A 22,237-nucleotide genomic window follows, 5' to 3' on the forward strand; every position below is an offset into this window, starting at 1 on the left:
ACGGCGGCGCTCTGCGCCAACCGCAGCGCGCCCGCCCCACCCGCGACGAGCAGCAGGGTCTGCCCCGCCGGCTGGGCCCGCAGGGTGAAATCGGCGGGCAGGCCGGCCAGGTCGCCGCTGCCGTCGTCGACGGCGAACAGCATCCGGCCGGGTAGCTCGGCGAGTGTCGGGTCGGCGCACAGCCCGCGGTCGAGCGCGTCGACGAGCGGGGCGATGTCACGGACGCCCGCGCCGGCGCGCCCCGACAGCGGGGAGCCGACGATGTTGCGGACCCGCTCGTGGGTGGCCGACGGCAGCAGCCCGACCGACCGCGCCCGGGTGGCGAGCACCGCGGCGGCGCCGTCGGCGAGGCCGCGAAGCTGCACGTTTCCGCGGGAGGTCAGCTCCAAGTGGCCGTCGGCGACATCCCGGGCGCACGCGGCGAGCATCCGCGCCGCGGCACCGTCGAGGGCTCCGCCGGGAATCCGCAGCCGGGCGAGTGCGCCGTCCGCGGCGGGATGCGTCCGCAGCACGCCCGGGCAGGCGTCGTCGGCGCGCTCCCGCGGGCTGGTGGGCACCGGCGGAGCATACGTGCCCGGCCCGGTACCTGTCGGTTGATCGTTGTCCATGACGGTATCCGCACAGCGCTTGACACACCCGGCGCCCGCTCTGCGATGGTGAGGCGGCCACGAGCGGCGCACGGCGAGGAAGTCCGGGGTGGTCCGGCGCGGTCCCGGCGCCGTCAGTCGGGAGCGGGGGCCGCCCGGCTCCGGCCGGCTGACGCGGGGCGCCCAACCCCGGGAAAGGCAGCACCATGACCCCCGCCCCCAGCACGCCGTCCGAGCTCACCATCGAGGGCGAGCTCGACGCCGTCGTCCTGCTGCTGTCGACGTCCGACACCGATCTGCTCTCCGCGCGGGCCAGCGGCGCCCGCTACCGGCTCGGCAACCCGGCCCGCCTCGACGTCACCGACCTCGACGAGCTGACCGACGGCGCCGACGTGGTCGTCGTACGCATCCTCGGCGGGCGGCGGATGTGGGAGGAGGGCCTGGCCGCCCTGCTCGCCGGGCCGCGGCCGGTGGTCGTCCTCGGCGGCGAGCGGGCCCCGGACGCGGAGCTCATGGCGATCTCCACGGTGCCGGCGGGCATCTGCGCCGAGGCGCACGCCTACCTGGCCGAGGGCGGCCCGGCCAACCTCGGCGAGCTGCACCGGTTCCTCGCCGACACGCTGCTGCTCACCGGCGGCGGGTTCGCCCCGCCGGTGACGACGCCGGCCTGGGGCGTGCTCGACCGGCCCACCGCCGCGGCCCGACCGGTGCAGGCACCGGCACCCGCGGCAGGCGGCCAGGGGACTCCGGCCGGCCAGGGGGCTCCGGCCAGCCAGGGGGCACCGGCCGGCCAGGGTGCACCGGCCGGCCAGGCCGGCCCGGTGATCGGGGTGTTGTACTACCGGGCGCATCACGTCGCCGGCAACACGGCGTTCGTCGAGGAGCTGTGCGCCGCGGTCGAGCGGGCCGGCGGCGCGGCGCTGCCGGTGTACTGCGCGTCGCTGCGCACCGCCGAGTCGGAACTGCTCGCCACCCTCGGCCGGGCCGATGCGCTGGTCGTCACGGTGCTCGCCGCGGGCGGCAGCCAGCCGGCGCGGGCCGCCGCCGGCGGGGACGACGAGGCGTGGGACGTCGGGGCGCTGGCGGCGCTGGACATCCCGATCCTGCAGGGGCTGTGCCTGACCAGCGCCCGCGCGGACTGGGCGGACTCCGACGACGGCCTGTCGCCGCTGGACGCCGCCACCCAGGTCGCGATCCCCGAGTTCGACGGCCGCCTGATCACCGTGCCGTTCTCCTTCAAGGAGGTCGACGCCGACGGGCTGACCAGCTACGTCGCCGACCCCGAGCGGGCCGACCGGGTCGCCGGCATCGCGGTCGCACACGGCCGGCTGCGCCACGTCGCGCCGGCCGGGCGGCGGGTGGCGCTGATGCTGTCGGCGTACCCGACGAAGCACTCCCGGATCGGCAACGCCGTGGGCCTCGACACCCCGGCGAGCACCGTGCGGCTGCTGCGGGCGATGCGCGACGCCGGCTACGACGTCGGCCCCGACGACGGCCCGGACGCCCTGCCGGGGGTCGCCGCGCAGGACGGCGACGCCCTCATCCACGCGATCATCGCGGCCGGCGGGCAGGACCCGGCGTGGCTCACCGCGGGCCAGCTCGCCAGCAACCCGGTGCGGATCTCCGCGGCCGACTACCGGGCCTGGTACGACACGCTGCCCGCCGACCTGCGGGCCGGCGTCGAACGGCACTGGGGGCCGCCGCCGGGCGAGCTGTACGTCGACCGCTCCCGCGACCCGGACGGCGAGATCGTCCTCGCCGCGCTGCGCGCCGGCAACGTCGTGCTGCTGGTCCAGCCGCCGCGCGGCTTCGGGGAGAACCCTGTCGCGATCTACCACGACCCGGACCTGGCGCCCAGCCACCACTACCTGGCCGCCTACCGCTGGCTCGCCGCCCCGCCCGCCGCCGGCGGGTTCGGCGCGCACGCCGTCGTCCACCTCGGCAAGCACGGCACGCTGGAGTGGCTGCCCGGCAAGACGGTGGGGATGAGCGCGTCCTGCCCGACGGACGCGGCCCTCGGCGACCTGCCGCTGATCTACCCGTTCCTCGTCAACGACCCGGGCGAGGGCACCCAGGCGAAGCGGCGGGCGCACGCCACCCTGGTCGACCATCTCGTCCCGCCGATGGCGCGGGCGGAGAGCTACGGCGATCTGGCCCGCCTCGAGCAGCTCCTCGACGAGCACGCCTCGATCGCGGCGATGGACCCGGCGAAGCTGCCGGCGATCCGCGCCCAGATCTGGACGCTGATCCAGGCCGCTCGGCTCGACCACGACCTGGGCCTGGCCGACCGCCCGCACGACGCCGAGTTCGACGACTTCCTGCTGCACGTCGACGGCTGGCTGTGCGAGGTCAAGGACGCGCAGATCCGCGACGGCCTGCACGTGCTCGGCGTCGCCCCGGCCGGCGAGGCGCGGGTCAACCTGGTCCTCGCGATGCTGCGCGCCCGCCAGATGTGGGGCGGCCAGCGGACGCTGCCGGGGCTGCGCGAGGCCCTGGGCCTCGCCGAGGACGACACGGCCCCCCGCGGGGACGTCGACGCCGCCGAACGCACCGCGCTCGCCCTGGTCACGGCGATGGAGGACCGCGGCTGGGAGCCCGATGCCGTCCCCGCCGCCCTCGACGCCGTCCTGCCCCCCGCGACCCGCCCCACGGCCGCGGCGGACCCCACGGCCGCGGCGGACCCCACGGCCGCGGTGGACCCCGGCTCCGGGGACGGCCCGGACCCGGGCGCGGATCCGGATGCGCGGCGGGAGGCGGTCGGCGCGGTGCTGCGCTTCGCCGCCACCGAGATCGTGCCGCGGCTCGACCGGACCACCGACGAGATCACGAGCGTCCTGCACGCCCTCGACGGCGGCTACGTCCCGGCCGGCCCCAGCGGCTCCCCGCTGCGTGGCCTGGTCAACGTGCTGCCCACCGGCCGCAACTTCTACTCCGTCGACCCGAAGGCGGTCCCCAGCCGGTTGGCGTGGGAGACCGGCCAGGCGATGGCGACGTCGCTGCTGGAGCGCTACCGGGCCGACACCGGCGACTGGCCGCGGTCCGTCGGGCTGTCGGTCTGGGGCACCAGCGCGATGCGCACGTCCGGCGACGACGTCGCCGAGGTGCTTGCCCTGCTGGGCATCCGGCCCGTCTGGGACGACGCGTCGCGCCGGGTCAGCGGGCTGGAACCGATCGGCCTGGCCGAGCTCGGCCGCCCCCGCATCGACGTGACCGTGCGCATCAGCGGCTTCTTCCGCGACGCGTTCCCGCACGTGGTCGCGATGCTCGACGACGCGGTGCGGATGGCCGCCGGCCTCGACGAACCCGACGCCGACAACCACGTCCGCGCCCACGCCCGCGCGGACCTGGCGACCCACGGCGACGAGCGGCGGGCGACGCTGCGCATCTTCGGGTCGAAGCCCGGGGCCTACGGCGCCGGGCTGCTGCCACTGATCGACAGCCGCAACTGGCGCGACGACGCCGACCTCGCCGAGGTCTACGCCACCTGGGGCGGCTACGCCTACGGACGCGGCGTCGACGGCACCCCCGCCCGCGCGGACATGGAGGCCGCCTACCGGCGCATCGCGGTGGCCGCGAAGAACGTCGACACCCGCGAGCACGACATCGCCGACTCCGACGACTACTTCCAGTACCACGGCGGGATGGTCGCGACGGTGCGGGCGCTGACCGGCCGGGCCCCCGCCGCCTACATCGGCGACAGCACCCGGCCCGAGGCCGTGCGCACCCGGACGCTGACCGAGGAGACCTCCCGGGTCTTTCGCGCCCGGGTGGTGAACCCCCGCTGGCTGGCGGCGATGCGCCGGCACGGGTACAAGGGGGCCTTCGAGATGGCCGCCACCGTCGACTACCTGTTCGGCTACGACGCCACCGCCGGCGTCGTGGCGGACTGGATGTACGAGCGGCTCGCCGCGACCTACGCCCTCGACGCCGACAGCCAGAAGTTCTTCACCGAGTCCAACCCCTGGGCGCTGCACGGCATCACCGAACGGCTGCTGGAGGCCGCCGCCCGGGGCCTGTGGCAGCATCCCGAGCCCGCCACCCTCGACGCCCTGCAGGAGCTCTACCTTCGCACCGAAGGCGACCTGGAGGACGGCCCCTCGGGCGCCGGGCCGGCCTGACCCGATCGGGCCGGGCCGGGCCGCCCGCACCGGGCGGACCAGCGGTACCCCCGTCCGGGGCCGTTCGGCCACCCGCCGGATGTGCCGAATGGCATGTCGGGAGCCGTCGAGGGCCTTGTCAGCCTTGGTGTCCCGGTTCGGACCGGGCCGGCGGGCCCTGGTCCGGACGGGCCCGGGAGGGGACAAGCAGGCCAGATCCGGGAAAATGTCCAAGGTGCGGACGACACTTCTGCTCGTGGGGGACGAGGCCGCCCTGCGGCGTGACCTGGTACCCGCCCTGCTCGGTGAGGGTTACGGCGTCGACACGGCCGGAACCGGAGAGCAGGCCCTCGCCCTGCTCGCCGCGCGAGGCGCGCATCTGGTCCTGACCTGCCTGCCGCTGGCCACCGACGCCGCTGCGCCCACTCTGCCCGACGGCCTCGCCGGCCTGGCCGGCCTGGCCGGCCCCGAGTTCGACCGGCCGACGTTCGACCGGCCGACGTTCGACCGACTGGAGTTCGACCGACTGGACCTGGACACGCCCTGGCTGGACGAGCTCGTGTTCGGCCCGGCGGGCGATGACCGGTCGGCTCCGGACAGCGCGGGTCCGGCGGCCCCGATGGAAGGGTTGGAGTTCTGCCGCCGGCTGCGGGCCGCCGGCGACGTCCCCCTCGTCGTCGTCGCCGACCGGCTGGACCCGACCGGCGTCGTCGCGGCCCTGGAGGCCGGTGCCGACGACTACGTCACCGCTCCCCCGGTCACCCCGGAGGTGCTGGCGAGGCTGCGGGCCCTGCTGCGCCGCGTCCATCCGGGGCAGGCGACGGCGAGCGCGCTGAGCGTCGGCGACCTGCAGATCCGGCCGGCCGAGGGGGTCGTCAGCCGGCGCGGCGAGGACCAGCACCTGACCCGCACCGAGTTCCGGCTGCTGTGCGAGCTGGCCGTGGCGGGCGGCCGGGCCGTCACCCGCAAGCAGCTGCTGGAACGGATCTGGGGCTACGACTACTTCGGCGGGGCGCGGATGCTCGACGTCCACGTCCGCCGGCTGCGCCGCAAGGTGGAGGCGGATCCGTCCGCCCCGACCCACATCCTCACCGTGCGCGGCATCGGCTACCGCGTCTGCTCGGCCACGGCGCCGGCCCCGGCCTCGGCAGTCCCGACCCGGCCGTCCCCGGGCGTGCTGGTCAACCGTTGACCGAGGACATGTCGGGGTAGCGGGTGCCCGCCACCACGGACCCCGCGGCGCCGAGCCGCTCCGTCTCGGCGGGGGTGAGGGTGATCTCCGCCGCGGCGACGTTGTCCGCCAGGTAGCGACGCCGCTTCGTGCCGGGGATCGGCACGACGTCGTCGCCCTGGTGGTGCACCCAGGCCAGCGCGAGCTGTGCGGGCGTCACGCCCTTCTCGGCGGCGAGCTTGTCGACCTCGGCGAGCACGGCGAGGTTCGCCTCCAGGTTGTCACCGCTCATCCGCGGCATGTTCCTGCGGAAGTCGTCGGCGGCGAAGTCCGCCGCCGAGCGGAAGGTGCCGGTGAGGAAGCCCCGCCCCAGCGGGCTGTAGGAGATGAACCCGATCCCGAGCTCGCGCAGGGTCGGCAGGATCTCCGCCTCCGGCTCGCGGGACCAGATCGAGTACTCGGTCTGCAGGGCGGTGATCGGCGCGACGGCGTGCGCCCGGCGGATCGTGGCCGGCGCCGCCTCGGACAGGCCGAGGTAGCGCACCTTTCCCGCGGCGACGAGCTCGGCCATCGCGCCGACGGTCTCCTCGATCGGGACCGTCGGGTCGACCCGGTGCTGGTAGTACAGGTCGATGTGGTCGACGCCCAGCCGGCGCAGCGACGCGTCGCAGGCCGAGCGGACGTACTCCGGCCGGCCGTCGACGCCGCGGGCGGTGGGGTCGGCCGGGTCGCGGACGATGCCGAACTTGGTGGCGAGCACGACCTGGTCGCGGCGCTCGGCGATCGCCCGCCCGACGAGCTCCTCGTTGCGGTGCGGACCGTACATGTCCGCGGTGTCCAGCAGCGTGACGCCGAGGTCGAGCGCCCGGTGGATCGTGGCGACGGATTCGGCGTCGTCCCCGGCGCCGTAGAACTCGGACATGCCCATGCAGCCCAGTCCCTGGACGGAGACCTCCAGCCCCTGGCTGCCCAACGCGACCCTGCGCATCAGCGGTCGATCCTCTCCTGGTAGGCGGCGATCTTGGTGTCGATGGCGACGAGGTTGCGCTGGACCTCGTCGAGGCGCTCCAGCACCCGGCGGCGATGCTCGGTGAGCAGCGCCAGCCGCTCGGCCTCGTTGCCCTCGCCCGCGCCGGCCAGCCGCGCGTAGCGGGCCATCTCCCGGATCGGCATGCCGGTCAGGCGCAGCCGGGTCAGGAACGTGACCCAGCGGATGTCGTCGGCGGTGTAGCGACGGTGGTGCGACGTGGCCCGGGCGACCGGGTCGCGCATCAGCCCCGCGCGCTCGTAGTAGCGCAGTGTGTGGGTACTGACCCCGGTGGCCGCGGCGGCCTCGGCGATCGTCAGGGTGCCGGCGCCGTCCTCGCCCGCCAGCAGGTCGAACACCGGCTCGCCGCAGGCCGCGTGGACCGAGTCACCCGCCTCGACCAGCCCAGTCATGTCCGAGCGCGGCGGAGTCGATCGCGGCGGGACCTGGCGAGGCGGGACCTGGCGAGGCGGGACCTGCCGGGACGAGGCTTGGCGGGGCGAGGCCGGGCGGGGCGGGATGGTCGGGCTGGACGTCGTCGCGGGTGCTTCGAGCGTGGCCATGGCTCCACGCTAGGACTTGGAGCGCACACGAAGTCAAAAGGCTCGCGATTCGCCTCGGGGCGACGCGGACGGTCAGGGTCGGGCGCGGCCGGCGGGGTCGAGCAGGTCGGTTCCCCGCAGCGGCGCGGCCACGAGGCCGGCGAGGTAGCGGTCGGGTCGAACGAGCGCGATCGGGAGCGGCCGGCGGGTGCGCAGCGCGCGCAGCAGCGTGCCGTCGAGGTCCTCGACCGCCGGGCAGGAGACGTCGCTGACGGCCCGCAGCCCGCCGGGGGCGACGACGGTGAGCGCGGTGGCGGCCCGCCGGTCGACCCAGTCCCGCGCGGCGGGGTCCATCCCGGCGGTCGGGTCGATCCCGCGGCCGATCAGCGTCCAGCCGTCGGTGAGCAGGTCGTCGAGGCGGACGATGCGGCCGTCGCGGGTGCGCAGCCGCGGGTTCGGCAGGATCCGCCCGGCGGCGGGGCGGGTGCCGGCGACGCCGCGGGGCAGCCGCGGCTGCGGCCGGGCCGCGCCGCCCCGAAGCGCGCGGCGCAGCCCGGGGGCGTGATCGAGGGTGACCAGCACGGCCCGGGTGAGCCGGGACAGCCGCGGGTTCGTCGTCTGCACGACCCGGCCGACCCGCAGCGCCGCGGACGTCATAGCCTCGACGTGCGGCCGGCGTTCGCGTTCGTAGGCGTCGAGCAGCTCGTCGCCGGCGAGGCCGCCGACGACCTCGGCGAGCCGCCAGGACAGCGCGGCGGCGTCGCGCAGCCCGGCTCCCAGGCCCTGCCCGGCGAACGGCGGCATGCTGTGCGCGGCGTCCCCGGCGAGCAGGACGCGCCCGACCCGCCAGCGCGCCGCCGCGCGGGCGTGGAACGTGTAGACGGCGGTGCGCACCACCCGCACCGTGTCCGGGTCCACCCAGTCGCGCAGCAGCGCGCGGACGCCGTCGGCCTCGGCCATCCGCGCCGGGTCCTCCCCGGGAAGCAGCATCCACTCCCAGCGGTGCCCACCGGGCATCGGCATGGTAACCGCGGGGCGCCGCGGGTCGCAGACGAACGAGAAGTACGGCAGGTGCGCCAGCGGCGTCGGCGTCTCGACGTCCACGACCAGCCAGGGCTGGGTGAAGGTCGACCCGGCGTAGTCGACGCCGAGCATGCCGCGCACGGGGCTCGAGGCGCCGTCGCAGCCGACCACCCACCGGGCCCGCAGCCGGCTGCCGTCGTCCAGCTCGACGGTGACCGGGCCGGACCGGCCGTCCGGATCGCCCGCGCCGGCCGGCTCGCCGTCCTGGTGCAGCGCGGTCACCGACCGGCCCAGATGCACGGTGACGCCGGGCAGGGTGGCGATGCCGGCGCGCAGATCACGCTCGAACGACGGCTGGTGGAAGAACGCCGCGACCGGGGTGCCGAGCTCGCTCTCCCCGAGGCCGAGCTCGATGAGCACGCGCCGGTTCGGCCCGAGGATGGCGCTGCGGCCGCTGGCGTGCACCCGGTCGAGGAAGCCGGCCAGGCCGGGCAGCCCGACCAGCAGCCGCAGCGTCTCCTCGTCGAGGCCCACCGCCCGGGGCAGCGGGAAGGGTTCCTTCTGCGGTTCGACGACGCCGACCGACAGGCCGCGCCGGCCGAGCATCGCCGCCAGCACCGCGCCGACCGGCCCGTAGCCGACCACCAGCACATCCAGCACCGCGTCCTCCGTCATCGCACGCTCCTCCACCTCGACTTCTACCAACCGTAGAAGATTCGAACGCGGAACGCCATGACTCTGGCGCCTTCCGTGATGGCCTCGCTTTACGTGGCGGCCACTCCATCAAGGCGTTGGAGACAGCCCGGCTGCCGCACCAGTGCGCCGGATGCCCGGCCGTCGCAGCGCCACGCGGTTCAGCGGCCGGGTGAGCCGACAGACGAGGGGGCGACGCGCAGAACGGCGGACACCTCCGCGAGTGCCGCGACGGTGCGCCGTTGCTGGACGGCGTCGCCGATCGGCGAGACGAACAGGTCGGTGACCCCGGCCTCGGCGTAGCGGACGAGCTGGCGGGCCACCTCCGCGGTGTCGCCGACCACGGCGACGTCCGCCGGGCCGGCCGCGCCCTCCCGGTCGAGCACGGCCCGGTACTCCGGCACCCGCCCGGCCAGCCCGAACCGGTCGGCCACCGCCGCCCGCGCCGCGGCCGGGTCACGGGTCACCGCCACGAGCACCCCGGCGACGATCCGGGGGCGGGGACGGCCCGCCGCCGCGGCCGCCGCGGTGATGCCCGGGACGACGTGCTCGGCGAGGGTACGAGGGCCGGTCATCCAGGTCACGGTGCCGTCGGCAAGCTCACCCGCTACTCGCAGCATGGCGGGGCCGAGGGCGGCGAGCAGCACGGGCGGCGCCTGGGCGCCCGGCACGGACACCGCACCGACCGCCGTCCAGAACTCCCCGCGGTGGGTGACCTCCTCACTGCGGAGCAGGGGACGCAAGACCGTGAGGTACTCGCGCATCCGGCGGGCGGGACGGTCGGTCGCCAGACCGAACATCGCGTCGACCATGAACCCGATCCCGGCGCCGATACCCAGGGTGAACCGGTCGCCGAGCGCGGCCTGCACGCTGAGGGCCTGGCCGGCCAGCACCAGCGGATGACGCGCGGGCACGGGGAGCACGGCGGTGCCCAGCGCGATCTCGGGCACCCGGCTGCCCGCCAGGCCGAGCGTGGTCAGCGCGTCCCAGCCGAGCGCCTGCGTGAACCAGGCCGTGTCGAGGCCCGCCTCGGCGGCCGCCCGCACCTGCCCGACGATCTCCGGCAGGTCGGCCGGGCCCCGAACCTCGCCCACGGTTATGCCAATGCGCATGTCACTCCCTGTCCACACTCCGCGAGGTCCCGGCCTGACCGCCGGGAAAGCCCGGGGCGCGGCCGGACCGCGCTTCCACCCCCGACCGGAGAACCTCTCCGTTTACCGGCGAGGCTAGAATACGGAGAACCTCTCCACTTGGCAACGGGAGTAATCCGATGGCGGACGACCGGGCGCCCCGACAGCCGCGGCGGGCCGACGCCCGCGACAACCGGGAGCGGATCGTGCGGGCGGCCCGTGCGGCGTTCGCCGAGCAAGGCCCGCACGCCTCACTGAACCGGATCGCCGCGGCGGCGGGGGTCGGCGCGGGAACCCTCTACCGGCATTTCCCGTCGGAGCAGGCGCTGCTCGTGGAGATCATCCGCGATGACGTCGACGCCCTGTGCGCCACCGGGCGGGCTCTCGCCGACCAGCCGGACACGGCCGACGCCCTGCGTCACTGGCTGCACGCGGTGGCCCGGCACGCCACGGCGATGCGGGGCCTGGTCGCCACCCACATGGCCGCCGTCTCGCGGCCCGGCACCGACGCCACGCTCGCGGCCTGTCACGACGCCATCCGCGCGACCGGGGCGGCTCTGCTGGACCGCGCCAGGCAGCGGGGCGCGGCGCCGACGACGGTCGACATCGGCGACCTGCTGACGCTGGCGAACGCGCTGGCCTGGGCGAGCGAGCAGGCACCCGACGATCCGGGCCTGCTCGACCGGCTGCTGGGCATCGCCCTCGCCGGGCTCGACGTCTGACCGTCGTCCGGGAGCCCCTGACACCCTGTCGGGGCTCAGACCGTACCGAGCGCACCGCAACAGGCACCGCGCCGACAGGCGCGAGAGGCGGCGGTCAGCAGGTGGACGCGGCGGGTGTCCGCTGCGCTCGGGTAGCCACGCGGCGAGTCGGCCGGTCGGGGCCCGCAGGGCGGCCGGCGGCGATCCAGGCGACGAGGGCGGGCAGGTCGGGGGTGCGGCCCGTGGCTGCGCGGATCCGCTCGCCGAGGGCGAGCACCGCCTCGGGATGGTCGATGCACAGTCGCCGTTCCAGCCCGCCGACCCGGGTGGCGTGGATCAGGGCCAGCCCGGCGAAGGACTCCACCCGTCCCGGCCGCTCGCGTAGCTCACGGCGGAACTCGACCGCCGCGCGGGCGGTGTCACCGGCCACGGCCGACACATCCCCGGCCGTGGCTGCGGCGGGCCAGTCCCCCGCCTGGGCAGCCGCCCAGTCCGGGACGGCGGCCCGGCGCGGGACGGCGGGCAGGCACGAAACGATGGGCAGGCACGAAACGATGGGCAGGCGCGAGCCGGCGGGCAGGTGCAGGCCGGAGCCGGGCGCGGCGAAGGACAGGGCGGTGAGCACCTGCCGGGCGTGGCGGTGCAGCGGGCCGGATCCGGTCCAGGGCTCCACCCGGGAGCGCGGGGGCACCGGGAGACCGCAGGGCCGGCCGGCCAGCCAGTCCCACGCCCAGCCGGCGACATGGTCCGCGTCGGGCCGGTGGTTGCGCAGCCGCCAGACCACGCCGAGGTCCCGCAGCACACCGCGGGCGGCCCGGCTCACCGAGGCCGGCAACCCGACCCGGCCCCAGGCCTCGCGGTCGGCGGTCATCGCGGCCACGACGCGTTGCCCGGCCGCGGTCAGGCCGTCGGCGGCCCGCAGCGCCGGCAGGGTCGCGCGCAGGGCCTCCCGGCACCAGGCGAGCTCGTAGGCCGCGCCCAGGTCGGGAGCCCGCGCGGGACGCCCCCAGCGGGCTGCCCAGAAGGCGGCCATCCGGCAGTAGGCGAAGGCACCGTGCAGGACGGCGGCCAGCGGACGCGGATCGGGGCGCCAGGGGGCGAAGTGCACCGCGCGGTCGTCGTGCGCCCGTAGCAGCGGGGTGATGTCGCCGAGCATCTCCAGCCGGCTGTGTGCCGACTCGTGGACGAGCGCGACGGCGAGCCGTAGCGCATCGGGCGGCGGCGCGATCATCACGGTGCCGAGGGCATCGGTCGTCGTCGCGCTGCTGCCCGGGCGGTCCGCCACCTCGCGCAGCGGCACCAGGGCGCGCAGGGCGCCGGCGACCTCGGCCGCCTGGCCGGCATCGGTCGCCGCCAGGATGTCCCCGGCCGCACCGACCAGCCGCCGCCAGCGTGACTCCGATGCCGGGTCGCCGCGCATCGCGACCGGCAGCGGGAGGTCACCGCCGCGCAACGGGTCGGTGTCCTCCAGGAGCAGCTCGAGGTCGCCGGCGCCCGGCAGGACACACGCCGGCAGCCACCCGTCCCCGCGGACCGGACGCGCGGCGGCGACCATCGGCCGAGCGCCGATCGGCGCGGCGCCGCACCGGTGAGGCACCATCACCCGCAGGCTGATCGCATCCTCGAAGCCGATGCCGAAGCCAGAGCCGCCGTCGGCGTCGGCGTCGGCGTCGGCGTTGACCGTCACGGCCATGGCGGCCCAGCCGTCCGCCGCCTCCGCCACGACGCAACCGACGGTCGGGACGGCGACGAGCCCGTCGACGATGCGGACCGGCACCCGGCACGGCAGCCGGGCCCGCAGCGCGGCGGCGACCGCGATCCCGCCGAGGTAACCGAGGCCGGGCAGAAGGCCCGAAGCGCCGATGCCGGGGCGGGCGGCGACGCGCCAGCACCGGCGCAGGCTGTCGGCGAGCCAGTTCCCGACCGTCGGATGCAGCAGGACGGCGTGCAGCTCACCGGGCTGGCGGCGCTGCGCCTGGGCCAGCACCCGCACGGACTCGTCCAGGCAGTCGCGCGTCTCGGCGTCGAGGTCGAGGGTGCCCGCGCTGCGCAGCACCGCCCACAACAGCAGCATCCGCCGGCTGAGCTGACCGCGCCACAGCTTGTCGAGCACGGCCGCGCCCGCCCGCCCGCCGGCGACGGCGTCGATCTCGGCGGGGGTCAGCCGATGCCGGGCGGCCGGCGCCGGCTCGGCGGGGACGGCGAGCGACGGCGACCCTCGTCCCCGGTGGCGGGGGTGCCCTGCGGCGCGGCTGGCGGTGTCACCGGTGCGCGCGGACCAGGTGGCGGGGTGGGCGACGGTCGCCGAGCCGCCATCGCGCCGATGGTTGCCGTCCGGCACATCACGGAAGAGCCTGTTGCGCGGCGCGTAGCCGGCTCCGAGGAGATTTCCGCCCAGCGCCGCAGCGAGGCCGGACGGCAACGGAGCGCCGGGGTGCCCGATCCAGGAGGCGACGTGGCGCAGCCATTCTCCCGACCTCGGACCGGGAAGTGCGGCGAGCCGGTCGATGTCGAATCCGCACAGGTCGACGAGAGCGCCGGACCAGGGTGTCGGATCGTCTGCCATCGGTGGAGCCTCCCACCACGCCGGTGCGTATTGCAGCGCAGGAACCTGCACGATGGAGAATAGCGCGGCACGATCGCCCATGATCCCGTCCATTGACGGGTTCCGGTTGGCGCCGACGGCCTCCGCTCACCCGCCGGCGGCGGTGAATCGACGAACGAGCTGCTGGAACCGCTGGTCGGCGTGGGCCACCCGCCGCTGGTCGAGGGTGACACCGAGCAGGACCTCGTCCCGGCTAAGCCGGTGAAAATACAGCGCGCCCTTCTCCACGTCGAGCACGGTGCGTGACAGTCGCCGGTTCAGCACCGAACGCAGAAGACCGTCCAGCAGATCGCTCAGTGCCAGGAACTCGACGCCGACCTTCTCGAAGGCATCCCGCCGGGCGGATCGCCCGAGGCCGACGAAGAATTCGTTCAGATCGCTGTGGTCCAGCACGTCCGCGGCGCTCATCCGGCCATCACGCACCAGGGCGATGTACTGCAGGTCGATCGGCTGCAGAATGTTCACGGCCTGCGCCTGGAAAAGCTCCTCGCGGCGGTCCCGGGCGGACGACCAGCGCCGGTGGATCAGCGACGCCCACGGGCTGGCGAACACCGGCGCCGAGGGCCTCGGCAGGGAGGCGAAGACGTGGACGGCGTCCCCGCCCGCGTCGGCGGCCCGCGTCTCACCCGGCCGGTCCACGGAGGCCTGCCCGGCGGGGGGCGCGGGCCGGTAGGTGTCGCCGCTGCCCCGGTAGCCGCCGTAGTTCGGATCGGTCATGCCCCGGGCCTGCCGGATCCGCGCCGCCGTCTCCGAAAGCGACCGGTCGGCGGTCTCCAACGCGTCCCCGGTCAGGCAGACCCCGACGATGTACTGGCCGTTGTCGACGTCGAAATACAGCACCGCCCGGTCGTCGGCGGCGAAGACGGTTCTGATCAGCCGACCGCCCGCCAGTCCCGTCAGCGACGCGTTCAGCTCGGTCATCCGATGGTTGAGCTGGCGGCCGATCGTCTCGTAGTCCGACCGGGCGCGCGCCACCGTGCGGGAACCACGGAAAACCGCCGCCAGCACGGGATCTTCCAACAGGTCGACGGCCACCGTCGGCAGGCCGTGGTCGTAGTATTCGACGTGCTGCACGCCGGTGATCCGTACCGCTCGCCGGAATTCACGGATGATTCCGTTGTATTCGTCGCCGACGTGCAGCGCGGTCGCGACGTGGTGTTCGAGGGAGTCCTCGGGGACAGTCACCATCAGCTCATCCTTAGACACTGGAGATGTCGACGTCGATGTCCTGATGGCCAGCCCCGCCGCCCGCGTCCCCCACGTCGAGCACCGCCAGGTTCTCCCGCATTATCGCCAGGTAGGGATGTTCCCGGTCCAGGGAGATTTCGGCCTCCGCCAGCAGCTCGCCGGCCAACCGGTGGGCCTGGTCGACCGCGCCGACGGCGACCCGCGCGGCGGCGAGGTTCACCCCCGCGGCCAGCGTGAACGGATGGTGCAGGTAGAGCTCGTCCGCGAGCTGGTCGTAGGCCTGCTCGGCGAGTGCGAGGGCCTGCGCGGGGCGGCCGTCGGCGCGCAGGTAGATCGAAAGGTCGGACCGGCAGATGTTGGTGAACGGGTGTTCCGGCCCGTGCAGGCGCAGGTACTCGTGCAGGCATGCCTGGGCCTCGACGGCGGCCTGGTGGTGCTCGCCGAGGGCGTGCAGGTGGCCGGCGCGGCTGAGCCGGCAGGCGATGGTGCCCAGGTCCGCCTCGCCGTAGATCTCGACGTAGCGCCGCAGTGTCTGCGCGGCGAGGTGGTCGGCCGCGTCCGGGCTGCCGCGTAGCCGCAGGACGACCGCGAGGTGCTTGTTGCAGCGCAGCGTCAGATGGGTGTTCTCGCCCTCGATGCGGGCGAGGTTCGTCGCGGCCTCCCGCAGCAGCCGTTCGGCGCTCTCCAGGTCACCGAGCTCGCGGTGGCAGATGCCGGCGCGGGCCTGCAGCCACCAGAACTGGGCGGTGTCGTCGCCGCCGACCAGGCGAAGCCGCGTCAGCGTGTCCAGGCTCAGGTCGAGCGCCTCCCGGGGCCGGCCGTCGAGGAAGGTCGACAGGGCGAGGTTGCCCGCGGCCATGAGGGTGTCGAGATGGTTGTCGCCGAGCGTCTCGCGCAGGCCGATCAGGGTGCTGCTCTCCTCGGCGGCCGCCATCGCGAACCGGCCGAGCTCGCGGATGTCGACGCCGTAGCTCATCGCCGTGATCAGCGTGTGCCGGTGGAAGATGCCCAGGTGGCGCCGCTGGCGGGCGAGGGTGTCGGTGTCGAGGTCGTAGGCGGCCTGGAACCGGCCGAGGTCGCGCAGCAGGATCGCCAGGTGGGTGGCCATCCGCAGGGTCACCGGGTCGTCCCAGCCGAACAGCTCCCGCCAGCGGTCCAGCGCGCGCTGAGCCATGTCGCGGCCGACCTCCAACCGGCCCGACCGCCACATCGCGTACACCTGGGAGACCAGCCACTGGCGGACGGTCGGCGACGGGCTGTCGATCGCGCCGGCGGGCAGGACCTGTTCCTCCAGCATCCGGTAGATCGGCCAGCTCGCCGCGTCGGCGGGCCGCGGGGCGGCCAGCGCGATGTCGGCGAACACCCCGAGTACCGCCGCGCGGGCCGCCGTCCGCTCGGCCGGGGCCATCCGCTCGAGGAGCAGACGCTGCCAGCGCGCCGCCAGCCGCAGCTGCCCCTCCGGCGCGGCGTCGACCTCGGCCAGCCGGGGCTTGCGGATCTCCCCCCACAGCTCGGGCAGCACGGTCGGATCGGCGATCGTGTCGTCACCGACCTCCCCGGCCAGGTGACGCAGCATCACCGGGGACTCCAGCAGGCCCCGCGGGACGCCCTGCGGGGACAGGAAGGCGCACAGCTGCAGCAGGCGGGCCGCCGCCCGCCGCACCGGACTCGCCGCGGACCGCAGCGTCTCGAACGACACCGTCCAGGTCGTCGTCTCGGCGGCAGCCCCGACGGCCTGGGCCAGGTAGGCGTCGACGGCGTGGCCGTCGATCTCCGCGCCGCGCCAGTCCTGGCGTAGCCGGCCGACGGCGGTGCGCAGGCCGGACGGCCGGTGATCGAGGCGCTTGGCCACCAGTTCCAGCCGCTCCCGGTCGACCGCGGGCAGCCACTGGCGCAGGAACACCAGGCTCTCCTCGGGCGCGAACGGGTCCACCCACAGCGCCCCGGGATGGTCCCGCCACCCCGCCTGCGACGAGGTGATCAGGACGTGCCCGTTGGGCGTGGCCGTCGGCAGCAGCCCGGCCAGCGACGCCGGGTCCGCCGCGCCGTCGTAGACCAGCAGCCAGCGCGGCGACGGGTCGCCGCGGCGCAGCGCGTCCAGCGCCACCCGTTCCAGCTGCTCCGACGGGGAACGCTGGGCCTGCGGCACGTTGCTGTCCGGGTGCAGCAGGACGGCGAGATCGGCCAGACAGCGGCGCACGGATGCCTCGTCACCCGCCGGGATCCAGTGGACGATGTCGTAGTCGGCCTCGAACCGGTGGGCGAACTGGGCCGCGACCGCGCTCTTGCCGATCCCCTCGCCGCCGAGCAGCAGGGCCGGCCCGGTGGCCCGCCCACCGGGCAGCAACCGGTCGCGCAGCGTGTCGAGCAGGGTGTGGCGGCCGACGAAGGGCTGGGTGAACATCGTCGGCATCGTCCAGATCCGCGGGCGGCGCGTCGGGTAGCGGGGGGTGACCGCGGTGAGGTCACCGATCCCGGTCCCGGGGACGGGCAGGCCGAGGCGTTCGAGGACCTCGACCGCCGCTTCCCGCTCGCCCAGCGTCGTCAGCCCGATCACCTCGGCGCTGGTGTAGGCCGGGTCCAGCCGCGTCGCGCCGACCTGGACGATGCTCGCCGCGGCCCGCGCCACCCCGTCGCGTCCCCGGGAGCGCACCACCGCGCGCAGCGCCGCCTCGCCCGGGGTGTCCGGGCCGAGGTTCGGCGAGCCGACGACGACCAGCGCGTCGACCGCGGGGAAGTCCTGCGCGGTCACCGAGGTCGGGGGCACCGTGCGCACCCGCACCCCGGTCGGGCTGAGCACGGAGACCAGCCAGTCGACCCACGGCCGGTCCTCCGGCGCGCCGAAGACAGCCACCGAGCGTGGGGCGGGCGGCCCGTACTGCTCGAAGGCCCACAGCACCCGCTCCCGCTCCTGCGCGGGGATGGGTCGGGCGACGATCGGCCCGCCCTCGGTGATCACGCCGGCCAGCACCCGGTAGGCGGCCTGGACACCGGAGCGGCTCGCCGGGTCCTCGAGGAAGGTGGCCAGCACCTCCTCGTAGGCGTAGGCGGCCTTGTAGGGGACCTCCAGCTCGATCAGGCGCGCCCGCTGCGCCTCCTGGCTGGGTCCGCACAGGTCGGTCAGCGCCGGGCGGAACGCGTGGAAGGCCGCGTGGCGGCGGCGTTCCTGCTTGCGCTGCTCGGTGTCCTCCACCCGCATCGGGACCGGCAGGACGCGGATGGGCCGCTCGCCGTCGCGGATCTGGTGCGCCACCTTGGCGCCGCCGTCGATGGACTGGTTGTTCAGCGCGAAGCCGACCACCACCGTGTCCGGCAGCAGTTGGGTGCAGATGCCCGCGGCGTCGGAGGTGCCGGTCCGGCTGTCGATGAGGACGTAGTCGTAGCCGGCGAAACGCATGCGGTCACGCAGAGCGGCGAAGTAGGCCCGCCCGTCGGTGTCCTCGAAGAACGTCGTCCACGGCAGCGCGACCGCGACGACGGCGTTCTTGGTGGTCTGCCGGCCCGGGCCAAGGAAGTCGATGCGCCCGCCGGCGGGGAACCCCGACCACTCGATGGTCTCGACGTTGTGCCGGAAGTCGCTGTAACGAGCGATGATCTCCAGGACCTCGGCCGCGTCCGGCTGGCTGCCGTGCTGCTCCAGCCCCGGGTGCCCGGCGTTCTGCAGACGGTCGATCTCCCGGATGAAACCCTCCAGCATCTCGGTGATGCCGTCGCTGCTGTCGAGTTCCTTGTTCTGCAGGAAGGGCCGGAAATAGCGGTGCAGGCCGGGGGACTCCAGGTCCCAGTCGACGGTGAGCACCCGCTTGCCGGACGCGGCGAGCAGCCAGGCGACGTTCGCCACCGCCATCGTGCGCCCGGCACCGCCCTTGTACGAGTAGAAGGTGACGATGTGCGCCGGGCTCTCGGCGGCGGGGTCCGGTCCCCCGGTGGCCTCAGTCATCGTCCTCGCCCCTTTCCGCGACGCCGGCTCGACGCAGGATGGGCCGGCGAGTGTGCTCGGGATCGGCCATCCGCCACCGGCGCTCCCAGCCGGGGCGGGACGCCACGCGTGGTGCGGGCCGCTGTGGATCCTGGGCGGCCGGCCCGCCCGCCCAGGCGGTCCGGCCGGAGAGCCGGACGAGCTCGGCGTCGCGCTCGGACAGCGACGGCGGCCCGTCCGCCCGGGCGCGCGCGATCAGCTCGACGACGGCGGCGACCAGGTGCCGGTAGCCGGGCGAGGCGGGGGCGGCGCGGATCAGCCGCAACGCGCCACCCGCGGCGAAGTCGGCGCCGAAGTCGCCGTCGAGCGTGCCCATCTGCCCGATGGGCACGGGCGGCGGGACCGCCCGGACGGACCAGGGGACGCCGATCAGCGCGGGTGAACGGCGCCCGGTGAAGTGCTGGTGCCAGCGCAGCCGCTCCCGGAACAGCGACCACTCGACCCGGCACTGCGGGTCGGAGAAGTACGCGTCGGAGTACAGCGCCACCAGCACCGGCGACAGCAGCACCTGCGGGTTCGCGCGCCCCGACGAGTCCGGCGCGGACGCCTCGGCGCCGGCGACCCCGCCCGTGAACGCCTCGCGGTGGCCGAGCCGCTCGTAGACGCCGTTCTGCACGTCGGCGGCGAAACGCTGGACATAGCTGCCGTCGCCCCCGGCGAGCGCATGATGCACGAGGAAGAAAGGGGTCACCGGTGCCCCTCGCGTCGCATCCCGCGACAGCGCGCCCGACCCACCATCACACCCGTGCCTCTCACGTCCACGGCGACCAGCACCGGCCGGACCGCATTCTTTCCCCGCCGGTCCCCGGACCCCGCTCCCGACCCGCGACGCGCCGACGGCCAGGCAACCGATCCTGTGCGGTACATCACGACTCGGGGTGGAACGGGGAACGAACGAGTTTGGTCGCGTCGGCCGCCAACGGCGGTAGCTGGTCGCGAGCGACGTCCATAACCCGGTAGGCCAACAGACTCACATATTCCGCGAACGCCACCGGGTGTCGCATCAGGTCCAGGACAGGCATGTTGTCGTATTTCCGACCGAGGTCGATCCGCGCGATGTGCAGCTCCTGCGCGGCCTCGGGCACCTCCGCCTCCCGCACCAGCCAGGGCACCGGAATGATGCCCGCCGGGGGTTTTCCCCCCGGCCCCGTCGCCCGGCGGATGCGTTCCTGAAAGACACCGAACTCCCGGCCGCACCAGTCACTTTCGAAATAGTCGTCGCACCACAGGGCGACCAGCACGGGCGCGGTCCGCACCGCGTCGTGCAGCGCGGTCGGCCAGTGCTCCCCGCCGCCCATCCGGTCGGCGTCGAGGAATCCCGCCGGCTCGACCCGCCGGCGGACCTTGCGCCGCAGCTCCGCCTCGAGTTCCCGGTGGAAGGCGACGACCCGGTCCCGGTCATGGCGGTGGGCATGGCTGGTGAAGAAGTAGTAGGCGGCCGCCCCGGCCGGGCCGCGGGTCGGCGGCGGCGGCGCGGACGGCGCGGCACCGTCGCCGAGCGGCCAGGAGACGAACTGGTAGGCCGACGCCTGTGTCGCGGGGGCGGCGGACGGCTCGGCCGCGCCGATGCGCCGGGCTCCCAGCTCGGTCACGAGCCGGCGCACGGCGGCGACCGCCCGGTCGTCGCGGGGCGCGACGAGTTCCAGCGACTGGACGAGCGCGTCGAGCATCCCGGTGCCCGGCTCGCGGACGGCCTCGGTGACCAGGGTCGTCAGCCGGACGGCGAGCCACGGCGAGGTCAGCGCGACGGCGCGGCCGAGCAGGCGGGTCAGCCCGTCAAGCCAGTGGTCGAATCCGGCAAGATCGGCGATGTACTCCACCCGCATCAGCGCCGCCACCAGCGCGTCGACCTCCCGGGCGCTCGCCGGCTGCACGTGGGCAAGGCCGTTGCCGTCGGATGCGCGAGCGCCGTCCGATATACCTGGATTGTTGAATTCACCGATGTTGTCGGATGTGCCTGGGTTGCCGAAGGTGTCGCGCCCGCCGCGGGGATCCGCGGCACCGGCGCCATCGGAGCGCACCACGACACCGGTGTCGGCGGGGAGACCCTCGGGGCCGGTCACGCCGGTTGCGCGCTCGGCCACTGAGGCGCGGGGACCCGAGGCATCGCCCTTGGCGCCCGCCGGCTCTCCACCGGCGACCGGCTCTCCACCGACTACGGGCTCTCCACCGACGGCCGGCTGTCCCCCGGCCGCGGGCTGTCCGCCGGCTGCCGGCTGTCCCCCGGCTGCGGGCGCTCCGGCGATGGCCGGCACAGCGCCGCCCGACGGGCCGGGTTGGAGCTCGGCGGCGGCGGGCGGAGCCGGTCGGGCTGCCGCCATCTCGAGCAGGCGCTGGCAGAGCTCCGGGGTCACCGTCGTCTCCCGGATCAGGTAGCCGGCGAGCTCGGCCAGCAGCGCGGGCCGGTGGCCGAGCAGCTCACCGAGCCGGGCGGCGGTGGCCGGGTCGACCATGGGCGCGGCGCTGGTGAGCAGCATGACCGACTCGCGCCGACGCAGCGGCCCGATGGCCACCGTCCGCTCCCGCCAGGAGTCCATCGTCCGGTCGGCGACGATGAGGCAGTGCGCGCCGCGGTCGGGCAGGTACGGCTCGACCTCCTCGGGACTGCCCACGCCCGCGAAGACGAGCAGCCAGCCCTCGCCGGGTACCGGTGTGGTGGCCGCGGCGCAGTCGGGCAGTCGGGTGCGGGCCTGGTCGGCGAGCTCGGCGAGCTGGGCGGCGATGTCGGCCCCCGGGGCGCAGTTCACCCACCAGGCGACGTCGTAACGCAGCTTGTAGCGGTGCTGGTACTCGCCGGCAAGCTCCGTCTCCCCGATGTCGGACAGGTCGCCCTCGGGGACGAGGACGAGTTGGCCGTGCTGGCACAGGCCGTCCCAGACGCGCTCCAGCTCGTCATCCCGGCCTGCGAACAGCTCGTTCTCACGGCGGCTGCGCCACACGGGCGGGGACTGCCCGGGCAGGCGCCCCGGGCGGCCGAAGGCGGGCACGAGGCTCACCAGCCACCCCCGGCCTGCACCTCCATCAGCAGCTCGTTGACCATGGCCGGTTCCAGACGGCTGAGATCCACCGTCCGGAGAGTGCGCAGCGGCTCGGGCAACGGCTCGGGGTCGATGGTGGCGCGCACGACGCGACGGGCCAGCGGGCCCTCCAGACCAAGCCGCTCCCATGCCTCTGTCTCGGTGGTGCCGGGGTGCTCCGGGCGGGGCGCGCGGTAGTGCCGCGAGAGCAGCACGACCGTGATCTCCGGGTCCCACGCGGCGATGCGGTCCACGGTCTGGGCGAGCCGCTCGCCGCGACTCTGCGCCCATCTGACCTGCCGGACCTCGTGGCAACCACGGCGCAGCAGCTGTTCGAGCCAGTCGGCCCACTGCTGGTCGGCCCCGACATAACTCAGGGCGATCCGCCGCGGGGCTGACACCGGCTCCACGGGGGCGGTCACGAAGGTCTCGGCCCCGCGACCCCCGCCGGCCGCCGCCAAGCCCGACCCGGCCTGG

The 22,237-nt window shown here is 75.1% G+C and carries 13 protein-coding genes and 1 pseudogene; 3 read left to right on the top strand and 11 right to left on the bottom strand.

The window, feature by feature from the left end; genetic code table 11:
- A pseudogene (locus FRAQA3DRAFT_RS12790) lies at positions 1-608 on the bottom strand (nitrite reductase); the annotation flags it as partial.
- 185 nt (positions 609-793) lie between these two features.
- Between FRAQA3DRAFT_RS12790 and cobN the strand changes: the two are divergent.
- Together cobN and FRAQA3DRAFT_RS37180 are read left to right on the top strand one after the other, a co-directional pair.
- Positions 794-4,705, top strand: coding sequence for a cobaltochelatase subunit CobN (cobN, locus tag FRAQA3DRAFT_RS12795; RefSeq protein ID WP_009739451.1), 3,912 nt, complete (start codon positions 794-796; stop codon positions 4,703-4,705).
- A 205-nt stretch (positions 4,706-4,910) separates the two neighbouring features.
- Complete coding sequence (locus FRAQA3DRAFT_RS37180) at positions 4,911-5,876, top strand: winged helix-turn-helix domain-containing protein (RefSeq protein WP_369809417.1); 966 nt, start codon at positions 4,911-4,913, stop codon at positions 5,874-5,876.
- Here the strand turns inward: FRAQA3DRAFT_RS37180 and FRAQA3DRAFT_RS12805 are convergent.
- The 4 genes from FRAQA3DRAFT_RS12805 to FRAQA3DRAFT_RS12820 all read right to left on the bottom strand — a co-directional run bounded on the left by FRAQA3DRAFT_RS12805 (position 5,866) and on the right by FRAQA3DRAFT_RS12820 (position 10,252).
- Positions 5,866-6,843: an aldo/keto reductase gene (locus FRAQA3DRAFT_RS12805; protein WP_009739453.1), complete on the bottom strand. Its 978-nt coding sequence runs from the start codon at positions 6,841-6,843 to the stop codon at positions 5,866-5,868. The genes FRAQA3DRAFT_RS37180 and FRAQA3DRAFT_RS12805 overlap by 11 nt on opposite strands.
- Positions 6,843-7,295 (bottom strand): MerR family transcriptional regulator, encoded by a 453-nt coding sequence (locus FRAQA3DRAFT_RS12810; RefSeq protein ID WP_009739454.1) that lies wholly within the window; start codon positions 7,293-7,295, stop codon positions 6,843-6,845. The genes FRAQA3DRAFT_RS12805 and FRAQA3DRAFT_RS12810 overlap by 1 nt, the downstream gene beginning before the upstream one ends.
- 222 nt (positions 7,296-7,517) lie before the next feature.
- A complete protein-coding gene (locus FRAQA3DRAFT_RS12815) occupies positions 7,518-9,122 on the bottom strand; it encodes a bifunctional 3-(3-hydroxy-phenyl)propionate/3-hydroxycinnamic acid hydroxylase (RefSeq protein WP_009739455.1) in 1,605 nt (534 codons plus the stop codon).
- A 179-nt stretch (positions 9,123-9,301) separates the two neighbouring features.
- Positions 9,302-10,252 carry a TIGR03564 family F420-dependent LLM class oxidoreductase gene (locus tag FRAQA3DRAFT_RS12820; protein WP_009739456.1) on the bottom strand — a complete coding sequence of 317 codons (951 nt, stop codon included), beginning with the start codon at positions 10,250-10,252 and terminating at the stop codon, positions 9,302-9,304.
- Positions 10,253-10,410: 158 nt separating this feature from the next.
- Here FRAQA3DRAFT_RS12820 and FRAQA3DRAFT_RS12825 point away from each other — a divergent pair, with 158 nt between their 5' ends.
- The gene (locus FRAQA3DRAFT_RS12825; protein WP_009739457.1) at positions 10,411-10,992 is read left to right on the top strand and encodes a TetR/AcrR family transcriptional regulator; all 582 of its coding nucleotides are present in this window, start codon (positions 10,411-10,413) and stop codon (positions 10,990-10,992) included.
- A gap of 94 nt (positions 10,993-11,086) precedes the next feature.
- Here FRAQA3DRAFT_RS12825 and FRAQA3DRAFT_RS12830 read toward each other — a convergent pair whose 3' ends face one another.
- From FRAQA3DRAFT_RS12830 to FRAQA3DRAFT_RS38735, 6 genes are all read right to left on the bottom strand, one after another.
- On the bottom strand, positions 11,087-13,537 hold the full coding sequence (locus FRAQA3DRAFT_RS12830) for an HEXXH motif-containing putative peptide modification protein (protein ID WP_009739458.1): 2,451 nt from the start codon (positions 13,535-13,537) through the stop codon (positions 11,087-11,089).
- A gap of 126 nt (positions 13,538-13,663) precedes the next feature.
- Positions 13,664-14,764 carry a hypothetical protein gene (locus tag FRAQA3DRAFT_RS12835; protein WP_009739459.1) on the bottom strand — a complete coding sequence of 367 codons (1,101 nt, stop codon included), beginning with the start codon at positions 14,762-14,764 and terminating at the stop codon, positions 13,664-13,666.
- 10 nt (positions 14,765-14,774) lie between these two features.
- A complete protein-coding gene (gene fxsT, locus FRAQA3DRAFT_RS12840) occupies positions 14,775-18,704 on the bottom strand; it encodes an FxSxx-COOH system tetratricopeptide repeat protein (RefSeq protein ID WP_009739460.1) in 3,930 nt (1,309 codons plus the stop codon).
- Positions 18,697-19,434, bottom strand: a complete 738-nt coding sequence (locus tag FRAQA3DRAFT_RS12845; protein ID WP_009739461.1) for a hypothetical protein — start codon at positions 19,432-19,434, stop codon at positions 18,697-18,699. Before FRAQA3DRAFT_RS12845 ends, fxsT begins: the two co-directional genes overlap by 8 nt.
- A gap of 175 nt (positions 19,435-19,609) precedes the next feature.
- A complete protein-coding gene (locus tag FRAQA3DRAFT_RS12850; RefSeq protein WP_009739462.1) occupies positions 19,610-21,739 on the bottom strand; it encodes a TIR domain-containing protein in 2,130 nt (709 codons plus the stop codon).
- Positions 21,736-22,182 carry a toll/interleukin-1 receptor domain-containing protein gene (locus FRAQA3DRAFT_RS38735; RefSeq protein ID WP_369809462.1) on the bottom strand — a complete coding sequence of 149 codons (447 nt, stop codon included), beginning with the start codon at positions 22,180-22,182 and terminating at the stop codon, positions 21,736-21,738. The genes FRAQA3DRAFT_RS12850 and FRAQA3DRAFT_RS38735 overlap by 4 nt, the downstream gene beginning before the upstream one ends.
- Positions 22,183-22,237: the final 55 nt, after the last annotated feature.

The sequence above is a fragment of the Frankia sp. QA3 genome (assembly GCF_000262465.1).
Taxonomy (GTDB): domain Bacteria; phylum Actinomycetota; class Actinomycetes; order Frankiales; family Frankiaceae; genus Frankia.